Genomic DNA, 15,647 nt, shown 5'->3' with positions numbered 1-15,647 from the left:
GTTCTTCAACGCGGTCCTGTACATCAACGACAACGCCAAATGGCCGCTGCAGCTCGTGCTGCGCTCCTACGTCCTGCAGGGCGTGAGCCTGCCCGGCGGCGGCACCGGGACCGCCGACGTCGTCAAGGGCGCCGTCACCGGACTGCCGCTGCAGATGGCCGTCATGGTCCTCGCCATCGTCCCGATCCTGCTCGTCTACCCCTTCGTCCAACGCCACTTCACCAAGGGCGTCATCTTCGGCGCAGTCAAGGGCTGACCCACCGCGGCGCCATTCCCCCTGTCTGCCGTCATCAGTAGATGTCGCGACAACCTCGCCGTTCGTCCAAAAACTTGGATGCACGTGACTATCTTCGATCCTCGCTACGTCCCTCTTTAGATCGCATGAGCGCGCCTCGATGTACATGTCCAAGAATTGGATGACCAGCGTCTGTGGATTGCCCCACGGAATCAGAAGATGGTGCCGTGCGGGCGAGTGAGTTATGTAATCCAAACATGAGCCGCACAAACCGACAATCATCGGACGCGGACCCTATTGAGGAGTTTCAGATCTATGTCACCAACGAGTATGCATAGCCGCAGATCGAGGCTGTTCGTCGGGTTCGCCGCCGCCATCACCGCCGCGGCGGGGCTCCTCGTCCCGTCCGCGGGGCAGGCGGTGGCCGCACCCGCTCCGGCGCGGGTCGCGCCCGCCTCCACGTCGAGCGCTGCCTGTCCCTGGGTCGGGTCGACGGCGCCGGTCGCCCAGCGCACCGCGCAGGTGGTCAGCAAGATGACCCTCGACGAGAAGATCACGATGGTCCACGGGGCCACGTACACGCCGTACACCGGCTACATCCCGGGCGACAAGCGGCTGTGCATCCCGGCGCTGAAGATGCAGGACGGCCCGGCCGGTGTGCGACTCGCCGGGACGACGCAACTGCCGTCCGGCACCGCGGTCGCGGCCTCGTTCGACCCGTCGGTCGCGAAGTCTTTCGGCAGCCTCATCGGCGCGGAGGACAAGACCAAGGGCGTCGATGTCGACCTCGGTCCGACGATCAACGTCGTGCGTGACCCGCGGTGGGGCCGGGCCTTCGAGAGCTTCGGGGAGGACCCCTACCTCGCCGGGCAGATCGGCGCGGCTGATGTCCAGGGCATCCAGGACCAGGGCGTGATGGCCCAGGTCAAGCACCTGGCCGTGTACAACCAGGAGGCCAACCGCAACACCGAGTCGGACAACGCGATCGTCAGCGACCGGGCCGTGCACGAGATCTACACGAGCGCCTTCGACACCGTGGTCAGCAAGTCCAACCCGGCATCGGCCATGTGCTCGTACTCCGCAGTCAATGGAGCGTTCGCTTGCGAGAACACCTACCTCGACAACATCATGAAGAACGAGTTCGGCTTCAAGGGTTTCATCGTCTCCGACTGGGGCGGCACGCATAGCACGGTGGCCTCGGCCAACGCGGGCCTGGACGTGGAGATGCCAGACGGCACCTACTTCGGCCCTGCGCTGAAGGCAGCCGTGCAGGCCGGCCAGGTCGCTCAGAGCCGGGTCGACGACATGGTCAGCCGGATCCTGGCTCAAGAGTTCCGGTTCGGCCTCTTCGAGCACCCCTCGCCCGACACCGCGGACGCGACGGCGTCCACCCCTGCGCACGTGGCGACCGCGCTCAGCACGGCAGAGCAGGGCACCGTCTTGCTGAAGAACGCCAACAAGGTGCTGCCGTTGAGCAGCTCCACGACCCACTCGATCGCGGTGATCGGTGACGGGGCCGGCATCGACACATTGACCAATGGCGGCGGCAGCGCACAGATCAACGGAACCGGAATCATCACGCCCTATCAGGGGATCAAGGCACGGGCCGGCTCGAGCGCGACGGTGACCTACTCCCAGGGCAACGTGGGTGGTCCGACGGGCTACCCGATCGACAGCACCTACTTCACGCCGCCCTCGGGTACCGGGCACGGGCTGCAGGGTGACTACTACGCGGACACCACCAAGGACACCCCGCTGACCGGCACGCCGACGGCGTCCCGGATCGACCAGCAGGTCAAGTTCGCCTGGAACGGCGCGGCGCCCGCGCCCGGGGTGGCCGGCGCGAACTTCTCCACGAAGTGGACCGGCACGCTCACCCCGCCGGTCAGTGGCACGTACACCTTCGGGCTCGGTAGTGACGACGGCAGCCGGTTGCTCATCAACGGCCAAGCGGTGGTCGACAACTGGAACTACCAGCAGTACACCACCAAGACCGGACAGGTGACGTTGACGGCCGGGCAGCCGGTCCAGATCGAGGCCGACTTCTTCCAGGGCACCGGGGACGCGTCGGTGAATCTCGGTTGGCTGCTGCCGAACCAGGACCTGGCCGGCGACGCCGCTGCGGCCGCGGCGAAGGCCGACGTCGCAGTCGTGTACGCCAACCTCAACGAGTCCGAGGGCAGCGACCTGTCCAACATCGACCTGCCGGCCGATCAGAACGCGCTCATCGAGAAGGTCGCCGCGGCAAACCCGAACACCATCGTCGTGCTCAACACCGGCTCGGCGGTGACGATGCCGTGGCTCGACAAGGTCGCCGGGGTCTTTGAGGCCTGGTACCCAGGCCAGCAGGCCGGCAACGCCATCGCGGCGCTGCTGTACGGGGACGTGAATCCGTCCGGAAAGCTGCCGGTCACGTTCCCGAAGTCACTGGGCCAGGTACCGGCCGCCACGGATGCTCAGTGGCCCGGGACCAACGGCACCGTGCAGTACTCCGAGGGCATCAACGTGGGATACCGCCACTACGACGCGAAGAACCTGACGCCGCTGTACCCCTTCGGCTACGGGTTGTCCTACACCAACTTCGCGTTCAGCAACGTGCGCGTCAGCCAGACGAGCCTGTCCGAGAACGGCCACCTGAGCGTCACTGCTGACGTCACGAACACCGGCCAGCGCGCCGGCGCCGACGTGGCCCAGCTCTACCTGTCTGACCCGGCCTCGACCGCTGAGCCGCCCAAGCAGCTCAAGGGCTTCCAGAAGGTCTATCTGCAGCCCGGGCAGACCCGGAAGGTGACATTCACGATCTCCGCGAAGGACGCCTCCTACTGGAGCGGGGCGCACAAGTGGAGCCTCGGTGCGGGCACCTACCGGGTGCTGGTTGGCGACTCGTCGCGCTCGGTGCCGCTGGCCGGCACGTTCGAGGTGACGCACACCAGCGGGCCCGAGAGCACCACGGTGTCGGCCCCGTCGGTCGTCAAGCCAGCTACCACGGTGACGGTTCGGACCGCCTTTGCCAACGGCGCCACGCAGCCGGTGCGGCACGCGGTCACCGCGCTGACCCTGCCCGCTGGCTGGAGCGCCACGGCGACCTCGGCGAGCACCTTCGATACCGTGGCCCCCGGGCAAAGCGTGGGCACCAGTTGGCAGGTCACGGTGCCGGCTTCGGCGACCGGAGGCAAGGCCACCCTCTTGGCCACGACGCTGTACCAGGGCGAGGACGCGCATCCGTCGACGGATTCGACGACGACGCAGGTCGCTTACGCCGGACTGTCGGACGCGTTCAACGGGATCGGCATCACCGACGATGCCAACCCGAGCGTCGGCAACCTCGATGGGGCGGGCAACAGCATCTCGTTCCAGGGGCTGGCTGCGGCAGGTGTCACGCCCGGGTCGACACTGACCAGCGGCGGGGCCAACTTCACCTGGCCGAACGTGCCCGCGGGGACGAACGACATGGTGACCACCGCCAGCCAGATCGTCGCAATGAGTGGGTCCGGCACGTCGCTCTCGGTTCTCGGCACCGCCAACAACGGTGACGCGACCGGCACGATCACCGTGACCTACACCGATGGCACGACATCGGATGCATCGTTGAGCTACGCGGACTGGTACGGGGCGCACCCGCTGACGGGCACGACGCTGGCGGTCAGCACGCACTGGAACAAGCGATCCGCCGACGTAGGGGGTGACCCCAACCAGATTGTCGGTGTGTATGCGGCGAACCTGCCGATCACGGCGGGCAAGCAGATCTCCTACCTGACCCTGCCGACGAACGGTCGAATGCATATCTTCGACATCGTGACGCAGTAGGGCTCGGAGTAGATCCATCCGGCGCCGTGCCGCCATGCCCCAGGGCGACACGGCGCCGGGATGGCTAGGGAACGACGCCAACCGCAGACTTCTCTGGATCATCCTGCGCGGAGGAGCGCCACGGTGTAGTACTGGCTGGCCGTGACCGAGGCCCAGTGGGTGTCGGTGCCTACCTGTCCCGGCGTGTGCCGGTCGGTGGTGGTGCCGTCGCCCAGCTGGCCGTCCACGTTCGCGCCCCAGGTCCACAAGGTGCCGTCGGTCTTGACCGCCGCCGCGTGGCCCTCGCCTGCTGCGATCGAGGCCCAGGTGGTGTTGGTGCCCACCTGGACCGGTGCGTGCCGGTCGGTGGTGGTGCCGTCCCCCAGCTGGCCGAACCCGTTGTAGCCCCAGGTCCACAGGGTGTGGTCGGTCTTGACCGCGACCGTGTCCGTGTCGCCGGGCGCGATCGAGGCCCAGTGGGTGTCGGTGCCTACCTGCCCCGGCGTGTGCCGGTCGGTGGTGGTGCCGTCACCCAGCTGGCCGTCCGCGTTCCAGCCCCAGGTCCACAGGGTGTGGTCGGTCTTCATCGCCACCGTGTACGTCTCGCCGGCCGTGGCCGAGGCCCATTGGGTGTCGGTACCCACCTGGACCGGCGTGGACCGGTCGGTGGTGCTGGCGTCACCCAGCTCGCCATTCCAGTTGTAACCCCAGGCCCACAGGGTGCCGTCGGTCTTCACCGCCACCGTGTGGGCATAGCCGGCCGTGACCGACGCCCAGTGGGTGTCGGTGCCCACCTGCACCGGCGTCAACCGGGTGACGGTGGTGCCATCACCGAGCTGGCCATTCATGTTGTCGCCCCAGGCCCACAGGGTGCCGTCGGTCTTCACCGCCACGGTATGGACACCGCCGGGTGCGACCGACGCCCAGTGCGTGTCGGTGCCCACCTGGACCGGCGTCGACCGGGTGATGGTGGTGCCGTCACCGAGCTGGCCATACCAGTTGCCACCCCAGGCCCACAGGGTGCCGTCGGTCTTGACCGCCACCGTGTGTCCGTAGCTGGTCCTGACCGACGCCCAGTGGGCATCGGTGCCCACGATCACCGGCGTCGGGCGGTTGGTGGTGGTGCCGTCGCCCAGCTGGCCGGCGCCGTTGTCGCCCCAGGCGTACGCGGTGTACACAACCACGACCGTGGTGGCTGATCCGGTGATGGTGGTGTTGACGGTGTCTTTCGCGACGATGGACTGTGGTCCCGCCGTGGGCAGGACCACACCGGTGAAGGTGTGGGCGCCCTTGTCGGTCGCCGTGAACGTGTAGCCGGCGGGCAGGACCGACGCTCCTGGGTCGCTGCTGGTGAAACCGATGGTGCCCCGGTAGGAGGTAGCGGTGTTCGCGTAGGTGTCCTTGGCGGTGACCTTCACGCTGAACGGGGTCCCCGCGGTGACCGTGGCTGGGGCCGTGACCGCGAGCGACACCGCGGATCGGGGGACCACGGTCTCGACCGGTTGCGTCTTGATCGGTACTGCGGCGACAGTCGTGTAGAAGGTGTAGCCCTGCGCCTTGCGCGGGGTGCTGCTGCTCTTGTACGTCAGGGTGAAGTAGGCCCCGGCCGGGCAGTTGACGACCGTGTTGATCTGGGTGCCCGGAGCGTCACCCGGGTAGGTGGTCCTGCTGGTCTTGGTGAACGCCGTCGTCGCCAGCGCCGCTGAGGTGCAGGTGCCTGGCTGGACCGTGACGTTCGTGCCCGCCGGAACCGGGCCGAACGCCGTCGCGGTGTCGCCCGAGGTGGGCACAAGCACCGCCACGGCCCCCGAGACCTTGCCCGTGCTCGGCGCGGTGTAGCGCAGCGTGAACGTCTTCCAGGAGCTGCCCGCCGCGATGGACGCCGGCGAGATCGTCATCGTCCCGGGGCCGTACACGACCCCCTGAGCCATCGGCGCGACGACGAGACCGAGGCAGCCGAGAACCAGCGCCACACACATGGGCACGAATCGTCGGCCACGCTCGGAGCGACCCGAAACGTCCACGGTCCTACGGCTCGTTCGGCTACCACGCACGGCGCGACCCCTTGGTCTCCCGGACTCCGGGGCGCCGACCAATGCGGTGCGCCACGCGACCTGTCGAACCGCAAGTTACCGAGGATCGACCCGCAATGACGCGAAACCATCACGTATGGGGTCAGAATCACCCATACGGTGCACGCGGTGCCGCCGGCCCGAGGCGGGACTGCACCACCTCAGGCTCCGATCAGGGTGAGCCAGCCCACCATGGCGAGCAACGTCACGGCGAGCACGGGCAGCGTCAGCACGATGCCGACGCGGAAGTAGGTCCCCCAGCTGATGTGCATGCCCTTGCGGTCCAGCACGTGCAGCCACAGCAGAGTGGCCAGGCTCCCGATCGGGGTGATCTTCGGGCCGAGGTCGGCCCCGATGACGGTCGCGTAGACCATCAGCTCGTGGGTGATCCCGGTCGTCTGGGCGGCGTCGATGCCGAGGGCCGCGACCAGCACCGTGGGCATGTTGTTCATGATCGAGGACATCCCCGCGACGAGCAGGCCCGTCCCGCCGGCCGTGGCGAGCGGTCCATGGCCGGCGAACGCGGTGAACACGTGACCGAAGGTGTGCGTCAGGCCCTGGTTCCGCAGGCCGTAGACCACCAGGTACATGCCGAGGCTGAAGAGCACGACCTGCCAGGGCGCCGAGCGCAGCACTGCACCCACGCGGATCGTTCCGCGCGGTCCGGAGTCCGCCGGTTCACGCGGGGCGGTCCCCCCGGCGCGCTCGCGGACGGCGACCGTCACGCTGGCGGTGCCGGGCTCGGTCCCGGACCCCAGGTCGAAGCGCGCGGCCGGGACGCCGTCCGCCGTCCGGAGTCCGGGTGCAGCGGTGCTCCCGGCGGTGCTCCCGGCGGTGCGGGCGAGCCGGAACGCCCAGGCCGGACGGCGGGCCGCGACCAGCACGATCGCCACCGCGCAGCCGGCCGCGACGGCGGAAATCGGGATACCGAGCGGGTCCGCGGCGAAGTAGCCCACGAGCAGGACGACCATCGCGATCCACCCGGCGCGGAAGGTCAGGCGGTCGGCGACGACGTCGGCCGGAGTCGCCAGATTCGCGACGTCGTAACGGGCGGGGATGGACTTGCGGAAGAACACCCGCAGGACGACCAGGGTCGCCGCGAGCGAGGCGAGGCTGACGGGGATCATCACCAGGGCGTACCGCGCGAACGTGAGGCCGAAGAAGTCCGCCGAGACGATGTTGACGAGGTTGGACACGACCAGTGGCAGGGACGTGGTGTCGGCGACGAAGCCGGTCGCGATGACGAACGCGAACGCGGCGCGGGGCGTGAACCTCAGGGTCAGCAGGATCGAGAAGACGATCGGGGTCAGGATCAGTGCGGCGCCGTCGTTGGCGAAGACCGACGCGATCGCCGCACCGAGCACGACGATGAGGTTGAACAGCGTCCGGCCGTTGCCCCGGCCCCAGCGCGCCACGTGCAGCGCGGCCCACTCGAAGGTGCCGGCCTCGTCGAGCACGAGCGAGATGAGGATGACCGCGACGAACGTCGCGGTGGCGTTCCACACCAGCCCCCACACCGCCGGTACGTCCGCGAGGTGCACAACGCCGGTCGCCAGTGCCGCGCCCGCGCCGCCCAGAGCGCTCCACCCGATGCCGAGCCCCCTCGGCTGCCAGATCACCAGGGTCAAGGTGGCCGCGAAGATGATCAGGGCAAGCAGCATGCAGGGCGCTCCAGGTGAGGTGAGATTGTCATCGGGTCATTCGATCCGCGCGCGAGGAGGCCGCGCGCCCGCTGGTGCGGGCGCGCGTCGGGTGCTGCGGCGGTCGGGCGGCCACGCGGTGAGCTGGTGCAGCCCGCCCGCTCCAACCGGAATCCGGGCGACCCAGGGGACGAGAGCCGGCGGTCGCGGACTTGAGCGAGCGATCTCGGCGAGCCAGCGGCCCTCCTGGGTCGCGCGGGCGCGCAGCACCGGATCCGTCGTCGAGGTCGCCGACAGCGCGCTGTTGACCACCCATGTGTAGGGCGTCAGACCTGCGCGTGCCAGGTCGGCCTGCAGGTCCTGAGCCTCGTGGACCGGAGTCGCCTCCGGCAGGGCGACCAGGAGGATGCGGGTGCGGGCGGGGTCGCTGAGGGACCCGAACAGCCGGGCGGCCGGGCTGCTCGCATCGTGGCCCGGTGAGCTGCTTGCCTGGCGGGCGAAGGACTGTGAGGACTCCAGCAGGAGCAGCGTGTGGCCCGTCGGCGCCGTGTCGATGACGACGAATCGGCCGTCCGCGTCGGCGATCGTGCGGGCGAACGCGTGGAAGACCGCGACCTCCTCGGTGCACGGGGACCGCAGGTCCTCGGCGAGCAGATCACGGGCGGCGGGATCGAGCTGCGCGCCGGCGGTATCCAGGACGTGCGCGGTGTAGCTCGCGGTCTCGGCGACCGGGTCGATCCGGGTGATCGTCAGGTTCGCGGGTGGGTCCGGCAGCACGTCGTCGACGTGCGCGGCGGGGTCCGTCGTCGTCAGGGAGACCGGCAGGCCACGTTCGGCGAGCGCGAGGGCGATCGCCGCCGCGATCGTCGTCTTGCCGACGCCGCCCTTGCCCATCGTCATCACGATGCTCGGCCCGGCCGAGGCGACGGCGTCGATCAGCTCGCGCAGGGCGGTCGTCGCGAGGTCGGGCAGCCCGGGCTCGTCGGCGGGCGGGAGCCAGGGCTCCGGGCGCAGGACGGCCCGCAGCCCACCGATGCCCATCGGGGCGCGGGGGAGCAGGGGGACGGTGTCGACGGACTGCGCGTGGCCCCACGTCGTCGGCAGGTCGGCCAGGGCTTCGTTCTCGCGGTCTTGGCGCGCGGTCGCGAAGTCGTCGTCGGCGTCGTACGCGGTGAAGACTCCGTTGACGATCAGCCGCTGGTGGGACATCGCGAGCTCGCCGAGCTCGCGTGACGCGCGCTCCGCCTCGGCAAGGGCGGACGGCTCCGGCCGGGTGACCAGCACCATCGTGGTCAGGTCCGGGTCGCGCAGGGTCGCGAGGCTGTCGGCGTAGGACTCCTGCGCCTGACCCAGCGCGGATACGGGTCCGACGCACGTGACACCGGCGGTGTTCGTCTCGAGGAACCCGGTCCACGCGGCGGGCAGGGCGAGCAGGCGCAGCGTGTGGCCGGTGGGTGCGGTGTCGAACACGATGTGGTCGTACGCCGTCGCGATCTGCGGGTCGGTGAGCAGCGCGACGAACTCGTTGAACGCGGCGACCTCGACCGTGCAGGACCCGGACAGCTCCTCCTCGATCGACGACACCGCCGCCGCCGGCAGGACGGCCCGGTAGGGGCCGACGACGCGCTCGCGGTACTCCGCGGCCGCGGCGGCCGGATCGATGTTCACGACGTCGAGCCCGGTCACGCCCGGCACGGGCACCGGCGCGGAGCCGGAGACGTCGCCCATGGCGAACACCTCGACCAGGTTGCTGGCCGGATCGGTGGAGACGATCAGCACCCGGCGGCCGGCGTCGGCCAGCGCGATCGCCGTCGCGGCCGCGCACGACGTCTTGCCCACGCCGCCTTTGCCCGTGAAGAACAGGTAGCGGGTCGGGTCCGTGAGGACCCCGGCCAGCACCCGGCCGGGCGCGGCGTGCAGTGCGGTGGCGAGCGAGGTGTCGGACATGCTCAGCAGGCGCCCGAACCGCCGCAGCAACCGCCGGCCATCGGCAGCAGCGACGGCGTTCGGTCGGGAACGCCCGCTGGGCTCAGCCCGACCCAGGCAGCGATCTGCGCGCGTGCGGGGTAGGCGCCGGTGGACCTGAGCACGCCGTCGACGACGATCGCCGGCAGCGCAGCGGGGCCGCTCGCCTCGAGAGCCACCCGGACGGACGCGTTGGCGACGAACTTGCCGGGCTCCTGCGAGAGGGTCGCCCGCTCGACGGCGACGCCCTGGCTCGCTAGCCACGCGAGGTCGGCCGCGAACGTCGACAGGGTCGGGTCCACCTCCGTGCCGCACACCCCGGTCGAGCAGCACATCGCCGGGTCGAAGATCTCTACGGTCGCCACGGACTGCCCCTTAAATCGATGCTCATCGATGCCTTACTTCACGGTAGCACCACGTCGAGGAGTGCCGGCGCCGTACCGGCAGTCAGCGGGCTCGGGTGGAGAGGGCGTCCGCGACGGTGTCGAGGACGTCGGGGACGAGCCGGTAGTAGGACCACACGCCGCGCTTCTCGCGCGTGAGCAGCCCCGCGTCGACGAGGACCTTGAGGTGGTGGGAGACGGTCGACTGGCTCAGGCCGACGGGCGCGGTGAGGTCGCACACGCACGCCTCGCCGTCCTCGTGGGCGGCGACGAGGGACAGCAGTCGCAGTCGCATGGGCTCGGCGAGGGCCTTGAGGAGGACCGCGAGCTGTTCGGCCGCATCGGCCGTCAGCGGCGTGCCGGTCACCGAGGAGCAGCAGGCGTCGTCGGCCCCGGTCGGGGCGGGTGTCAGCGTCAGGGCGGTGGCGGTCATCTCGCCAGTATGCGGCGCCGCATTGACAACCGTCGATCCCTCACGCGGGCCCTACCCTGATGCCGTGCGAGTCGTGCCGACGAGGTTCCCGTGGGAGATCCCGGTGAACTCCGACGCGCTGATCGCGGGGGCACTCGCCCGTGCCCGGCCGGCGGCACTTGCCGGCGGCGGGCGCAGGCTCGGTGGCCTGCCCGATGACGTGGTTGCCGAGCGCTACGGAGTGCTGCGCGCCCTCGTTCACGAGCGGGCCGCCACCGACGCGGTGGTGCTCGAGCGGCTTGAGCGCCTCGAACAGAGCGAAGCCGACGAGTCGTGGACGCGCTGGCAAACCAGCGTGATGCTGATCGACGCCGACGACGATCCCGTGGTGATCGAGTCCGCCCGCGGCGTCTGGGAGGCGCTCGGCTCGAACGAGTACGCGCTGGAGTTCAAGATCCGACTCGCGACGTACCGGGGATTCCTGGCAGGGCGATTCTGGGTGACGCTCCCGATCGCAGGCTGGTTCGGGATCGCGATGGCGAGCTCCGCGGTCGAGGATCGTTACGGCGTCCCCTGGTGGGTGTGGCTTCCCGCGATCGTCGGCTGGCCGGTTCTCGTCTGGCGCCTGTTCTCGGCGAGCCATCGAGCGCGCGAAAGGGTAGGCGGGAAGGAACTGCCCCACGTCTAGGGTCCGGATCCTCGACCCGTGAGCTCCGCGATGCGCAGTGCCGCGAACCGATTTGCTCCTACCCAAGCCTTCAGGCCCACCGCGCGATTGCCGATGAGGCAGGTGTTGGTTTCGGCGTGGGCACGCGCCCGCGCGGTCGCCGGCATGGACACGGCGCCGATGAAAAGTCCTGGTGACAGACGAATTGCGACTTCCACCAGCGGCGTGCCCATGGCACGTGGTGTTCGGCGGTCACAGTCGCGAATCATTCATCTGGCTCGGAGGATCATGCGCTCATTCACGGAGATCGCTGCTCGACCAGCACGTATCGCCGCTCTCGCGCTCGCACTCGCCCTGTTCGGAGGGGGAGTCTCGACGGCGCAGGCCGCGACGCTCCCGGCCGGGCCGAGCGCTCCGGCGCCTGCCCCGAACCCGATCGACGGATACGCGCACTACCAGGCGCAGTCGACGTGTTCCCCGACGGCGAAGCCCGGCGCCACCTACCTTCTGAACCTCGCCCTGAGCTATTACAAGATCGGTCGGAACCTCGGGATCACCCGCGCGTGCGACATCGGCGGAACGAGCGAGCACAAGGAGGGGCGGGCGTTCGACTGGGGCGTGCTCGTCAGCAATCCTGCGGAGAAGGCCGCCGGCGACAGCTTCACCAACTGGCTCACCGCCGCTGGTCCCGACGGCAAGGTCGGGTTCAACGCCCGCCGCCTGGGCGTGATGTATGTCATCTGGAACAAGCGCATCTGGAGCAATTCGAGCCAATATGCCAGCTGGCGGACCTACACCGGCCCCATTCCGCACACCGACCACGTACACGTCTCGCTGAGCTGGCCCGGTGCCTGGGAAAACACCTCGTGGTGGACGGGCCGGGCGATCCCGGACCCGGACGTGACCACACGCTATGTGAACTGGGTGTACCGGGACCTCTTCAACCGCTATCCCGAGCCCGCAGGGCTGGCGAGCTGGAGCAAGCTCCTCAACGCCGGCTCACCCCGCGTGGGCGTTGCGAACGCCATCACCCGCTCGAACGAGTACCGCAGCGGGCTCATCACGGGGGCCTACCGCGAGTTCCTCGGCCGGGACCCTGATGCCGGCGGGCTGACGACGTGGCTCGGTGCCATGGCCGGAGGCATGACGATTCAGACGATGGAATCGGGATTCGTGGCCTCCCAGGAGTACTACAACAAGGCCGGCGGCACGGACCCAGCGTGGGTCGCGCGCCTCTACCAGGATGTTCTTGGTCGTACTGCGGGCCCTTCCGAGGTGCAGAACTGGGTCGGCGTATTGGCGGTGACACCGTCGAGGCTGGACGTTGCCAAGAGCTTCGTGATGTCCACAGAACGCCTGACGACCGTGGTCAACGGCTACTACGAGCACCTGCTCAATCGCGAGATCGACCCGGGTGGGCTCGCCAAGTGGGTGCCGCTGATCCAGAAGGGCTACCGGACCGAGGCCGTCATCGGCGGGATTGTCTCGAGCGCGGAGTACTACACGAAGGCGGAGTAGTCGCCGGTTCACCGGCGTCGTACGGCCAGGCCGACCCATCGGGTGGTAAGCACCCGGTGGGCCGGCCTGGCCATTGTCGGAGTCGCGGTGCTCAGCAGGTCGCCCAGTTCGTGCAGCCGCTCTTCTCGAGCGAGGGCTCGATCGGGGTGGTGGTTGCCGGGCCCTCCTCGAGAACCGTCGCCCAGCTGCCGGATTCGCGTTGCTCGAGCAGTCGACCATTGTCGGGATCGAAGACCATCGTGTAGTTCCCGCCGTGATCGCTCGCGCCGCCGGCACCGTCGGAACCGGTGTACTCGATCAACGAGCCGGGCCGGTTCAGATGATCGCGGATACCGGGCGTGACCTTCGCGTTCGGCATCCCGGCCATGATGGTCCACAGTGCCTTCGTCAATGCGGGCGGACCGGGGTTGTTGAGCTGCATGTCGCGGACCATGCTGAAGATCTTGTCGTCGTCCGTGCCCTGGCCGCGGTCGGGTTCGACGCTCGCCCGGAAGAGCGCTTCGAGGGCGGTCGGGTCGGTCGGGAGCGTGTATAGGACGTCCCAGTTGACGAGCGTCCATTTGCCATTGATGAGCAGGTTTCCCCAGCCCGACGGACCGGCGAACATTGCGTTGGCCAGGTCGCCGTCATCGGTGAACATTCCGGGCTTCGTGTGACCACTCCAGGTTTCGCGCTTGTGTACCTGCCCGGCGCTCTCGTGCGACTCTTCGACCGTGTGCCAGAACGGCGCGTCGGGCCAGCCCGCCGCGGCCGCGCTCACCGAGGGTTCTGCCGTCGGAGTCGGGTCGACCTCCCCGGCCACGCGAAGACCACCGTGCCCCGCCGGCACGACGGCGGTCGAGCTCCACGGCTGAGCGTCGAGGACCCAGCCCGCGCCGCCGAGCACCAGCGTCAGCGAGAGCGCACCGCCGATGCGGCTGACGGTCCGGCGCCGGCGGGCGCGCGGCACCACCCGGCTGGTGTCGACCGCGATCACCGGGCCGACCTCGTCGACCCGGGCGCGCAGGAAGCTCAAGAAGTCCTGGTCCTGGGTCATGATCCGCTCCTCGTGTTCGACGTTCCGGCGTTCGCGGGCAGATGTTCGGTGCTCTGGTGCAGCTCGGCGCGCAGCTGGGCCAGCCCGCGCGACGCGGTCGACTTCACGGTCCCGACCGAGATCCCGAGGTCCTCGGCGACCTCCCGCTCCGAGAGTCCCTCGAGGTGGCGCAGCACCACGATCCGGCGCTGCCGGGTGCTGAGCGTGGCGAGCGCCCGGACGAGCTGGTCGCGCCTGGCGTGCAGCTCGGCGCCGCTCACGATCTCGCCCTCGGGGACGTCGGCGGGGGCCATCAGGACCTCCCGACGGCGTTTGCGCCACGAGTCGATGCGCAGGTTGGCCAGCGTGCGACGGGTGTACGCCAGCGGATCGCGCTGCCGGGCGATCGACCACTTGAGGTAGGTGCGCGTCAGGGCCAGCTGCACGAGCTCCTCGGCCTGGTGCTCGTCGCCGCACAGCAGCCACGCAGTGCGGGCCAGTGCGGGCGCCGCGCGCGCCATGAACTCGGTGAACTCGGCCTCCCGGTCGACCACCCCGCTCGAGATGGGCACGACGTCCATGTCGTCCCCTGTCTTCGGCTCACCTGCTCCGAATGGGCCCTGCGACCACCATCGCTCTCATGACTAGTACACGATCGGCGCCGCCCAAAGGTTGAGTGCCGCCGCCGACCGGTCGGCCGTGTGTGCCGCATCGGACCACGGACCGCCGTTACGGCAAACGGGTGACGTTTCGCTTGCCCGGGTTTGACCTACCTAGCACCCGCGTATCAGAATAATCCTGACAGTGCGCATCGCCGGCCCCCTGCGCGGTGCGCACTGTTCAACTCGCGATCCCCGTGCCCCCACCGTCGAGGGCATCGTGTGCGATCGAAACCCCCCGGTATGTCCGGCGTGGCCGCTACACGATGCGGCGCCCTCGCGGTTAGCGTTTGGGGGTGACTCTTCCAGCGCACACCACAGGGAGAAGCGCCGGCGCGGAGCCGGAGCCTCGCGAGCCCACCGCTGCACCGCGCGTCGTCGAACCGCCGACCACCGCCGAGCTCGTGACCGCCGCCATCGCGACGTGGCGCACGACGCTGGTCGAGTCGGCCGGTGCCTCCACCCTGGCCGACGTCGACCTCCTGGGCGACGCCGCGCTCGACCTGTCCGCGGCCCACCCGTCGGGCATCGCCCAGCTCTTCGCGGGCCGCGACACCCGGCTGTCGAACCTCGTCCGGGAGGGCGCCGCGCTCGCGACCGCCAAGCGCCGGGCGCGCGCGGTGGGGGCGCGCGCGGAGCAGTACGCGCAGCGCTACGGCATCGCGCCGACGTACCTGGCGATCGGCGTGGCGACCTGGATCGAGCGCACGTCGCCCGAGGCCGCCACCGCCACCACCGACGACGTCGCGGCGCTCGCCGTGGTGACCCGGACCCGCCCCGCTGAGCGCGCAGACCAGCCCGACCCCGACCCGACGTCGGGCGAGCACGACGGCGACCTCGACCCGGCCGAGCCGCCGATCGACCCGCCGCGCACCGTGCGCGCCCCCGTGCTGCTGCGCCCCGTCGCGCTGCACGCGCGCGGCAGCGGCGCGAGCGACTACGAGCTCAGCCTCGAGCCGTCGCTCGAGCTGAACCCGATACTGGCTCGTGCGCTGCGGTCCCGTGGCGCCCTGCTCGACCCGATCGCGGTCGCGCGCGGCGCGTTCACGAGCTCGGGCTTCAACCCGCGGCCGGCCCTGGACCGGCTCGAGGCGCTCGGATCCGCCGTGCTCGAGGACTTCAAGCTCACCGAGCGGCTGCTCGTCGGCACGTTCGTGTACCCCGGCCAGGTGCTCGTGGAGGACCTGGACCAGAGCGCCGACACGCTGGCGAACCACGAGGTGATCGCGGCCCTGGCCGGCGACCCGGTGGCGCGCGAGCGGCTCGCCAAGCCGCTGCCGGAGCCGGTGCGGGGC

General features: G+C 69.8%; 10 protein-coding genes and 2 pseudogenes. 5 read left to right on the top strand and 7 right to left on the bottom strand.

Translation table 11 applies throughout. The annotated features are described in order from the left end of the window. Both VIM26_RS17835 and VIM26_RS17830 read left to right on the top strand, forming a co-directional pair. A pseudogene (locus VIM26_RS17835) lies at positions 1-256 on the top strand (carbohydrate ABC transporter permease); the annotation flags it as partial. Positions 257-565: 309 nt separating this feature from the next. Further along, entirely contained in the window at positions 566-4,042 is a 3,477-nt protein-coding gene (locus tag VIM26_RS17830; protein ID WP_331953630.1) for a glycoside hydrolase family 3 C-terminal domain-containing protein, read from the top strand. Between the two features lie 98 nt (positions 4,043-4,140). Here the strand turns inward: VIM26_RS17830 and VIM26_RS17825 are convergent, their stop codons facing one another. From VIM26_RS17825 to VIM26_RS17805, 5 genes are all read right to left on the bottom strand, one after another. Further along, positions 4,141-6,000 (bottom strand): hypothetical protein, encoded by a 1,860-nt coding sequence (locus tag VIM26_RS17825; protein WP_331953628.1) that lies wholly within the window; start codon positions 5,998-6,000, stop codon positions 4,141-4,143. A 254-nt stretch (positions 6,001-6,254) separates the two neighbouring features. Next, the gene (locus VIM26_RS17820; protein ID WP_331953626.1) at positions 6,255-7,754 is read right to left on the bottom strand and encodes an arsenic transporter; all 1,500 of its coding nucleotides are present in this window, start codon (positions 7,752-7,754) and stop codon (positions 6,255-6,257) included. 36 nt (positions 7,755-7,790) lie between these two features. Further along, complete coding sequence (arsA, locus tag VIM26_RS17815) at positions 7,791-9,680, bottom strand: arsenical pump-driving ATPase (RefSeq protein ID WP_331953624.1); 1,890 nt, start codon at positions 9,678-9,680, stop codon at positions 7,791-7,793. Positions 9,681-9,682: 2 nt separating this feature from the next. Next, positions 9,683-10,063 (bottom strand): arsenite efflux transporter metallochaperone ArsD, encoded by a 381-nt coding sequence (gene arsD / locus VIM26_RS17810; RefSeq protein ID WP_331953622.1) that lies wholly within the window; start codon positions 10,061-10,063, stop codon positions 9,683-9,685. An 82-nt stretch (positions 10,064-10,145) separates the two neighbouring features. Continuing rightward, positions 10,146-10,514, bottom strand: coding sequence for a metalloregulator ArsR/SmtB family transcription factor (locus VIM26_RS17805; RefSeq protein ID WP_331953620.1), 369 nt, complete (start codon positions 10,512-10,514; stop codon positions 10,146-10,148). Positions 10,515-10,578: 64 nt separating this feature from the next. On the opposite strand from VIM26_RS17805, the gene VIM26_RS17800 reads away from it, so the two are divergent. Further along, a complete protein-coding gene (locus tag VIM26_RS17800) occupies positions 10,579-11,181 on the top strand; it encodes a hypothetical protein (protein ID WP_331953618.1) in 603 nt (200 codons plus the stop codon). 267 nt (positions 11,182-11,448) lie between these two features. After that, on the top strand, positions 11,449-12,678 hold the full coding sequence (locus tag VIM26_RS17795) for a DUF4214 domain-containing protein (RefSeq protein WP_331953616.1): 1,230 nt from the start codon (positions 11,449-11,451) through the stop codon (positions 12,676-12,678). A gap of 91 nt (positions 12,679-12,769) precedes the next feature. Here VIM26_RS17795 and VIM26_RS17790 read toward each other — a convergent pair whose 3' ends face one another. Both VIM26_RS17790 and VIM26_RS17785 read right to left on the bottom strand, forming a co-directional pair. Continuing rightward, positions 12,770-13,714, bottom strand: a complete 945-nt coding sequence (locus VIM26_RS17790) for a hypothetical protein (protein ID WP_331953614.1) — start codon at positions 13,712-13,714, stop codon at positions 12,770-12,772. Further along, a complete protein-coding gene (locus VIM26_RS17785) occupies positions 13,711-14,274 on the bottom strand; it encodes a SigE family RNA polymerase sigma factor (protein WP_331953612.1) in 564 nt (187 codons plus the stop codon). The genes VIM26_RS17790 and VIM26_RS17785 overlap by 4 nt, the downstream gene beginning before the upstream one ends. 374 nt (positions 14,275-14,648) lie before the next feature. Here VIM26_RS17785 and VIM26_RS17780 point away from each other — a divergent pair. Further along, positions 14,649-15,647: pseudogene (locus VIM26_RS17780) on the top strand (hypothetical protein); the annotation flags it as partial.

It is taken from the genome of Pengzhenrongella sp. (assembly GCF_036565025.1).
In the GTDB taxonomy this organism is placed as follows: Bacteria; Actinomycetota; Actinomycetes; order Actinomycetales; family Cellulomonadaceae; genus Pengzhenrongella.
The sequence above is the reverse complement of the archived record's forward strand: the minus strand, read 5'-3'. Positions and strand labels throughout refer to the sequence as shown.

Bases quoted from the DNA above. Each gene is read 5' to 3' on its own strand.
- VIM26_RS17820 (WP_331953626.1), bottom strand. From the start codon at position 7,754: ATGCTGCTTGCCCTGATCATCTTCGCGGCCACCTTGACCCTGGTGATC.
- VIM26_RS17795 (WP_331953616.1), top strand. From the start codon at position 11,449: ATGCGCTCATTCACGGAGATCGCTGCTCGACCAGCACGTATCGCCGCT.
- VIM26_RS17790 (WP_331953614.1), bottom strand. From the start codon at position 13,714: ATGACCCAGGACCAGGACTTCTTGAGCTTCCTGCGCGCCCGGGTCGAC.
- VIM26_RS17825 (WP_331953628.1), bottom strand. From the start codon at position 6,000: ATGTGTGTGGCGCTGGTTCTCGGCTGCCTCGGTCTCGTCGTCGCGCCG.
- arsA (WP_331953624.1), bottom strand. From the start codon at position 9,680: ATGTCCGACACCTCGCTCGCCACCGCACTGCACGCCGCGCCCGGCCGG.
- VIM26_RS17785 (WP_331953612.1), bottom strand. From the start codon at position 14,274: ATGGACGTCGTGCCCATCTCGAGCGGGGTGGTCGACCGGGAGGCCGAG.
- VIM26_RS17830 (WP_331953630.1), top strand. From the start codon at position 566: ATGCATAGCCGCAGATCGAGGCTGTTCGTCGGGTTCGCCGCCGCCATC.
- VIM26_RS17805 (WP_331953620.1), bottom strand. From the start codon at position 10,514: ATGACCGCCACCGCCCTGACGCTGACACCCGCCCCGACCGGGGCCGAC.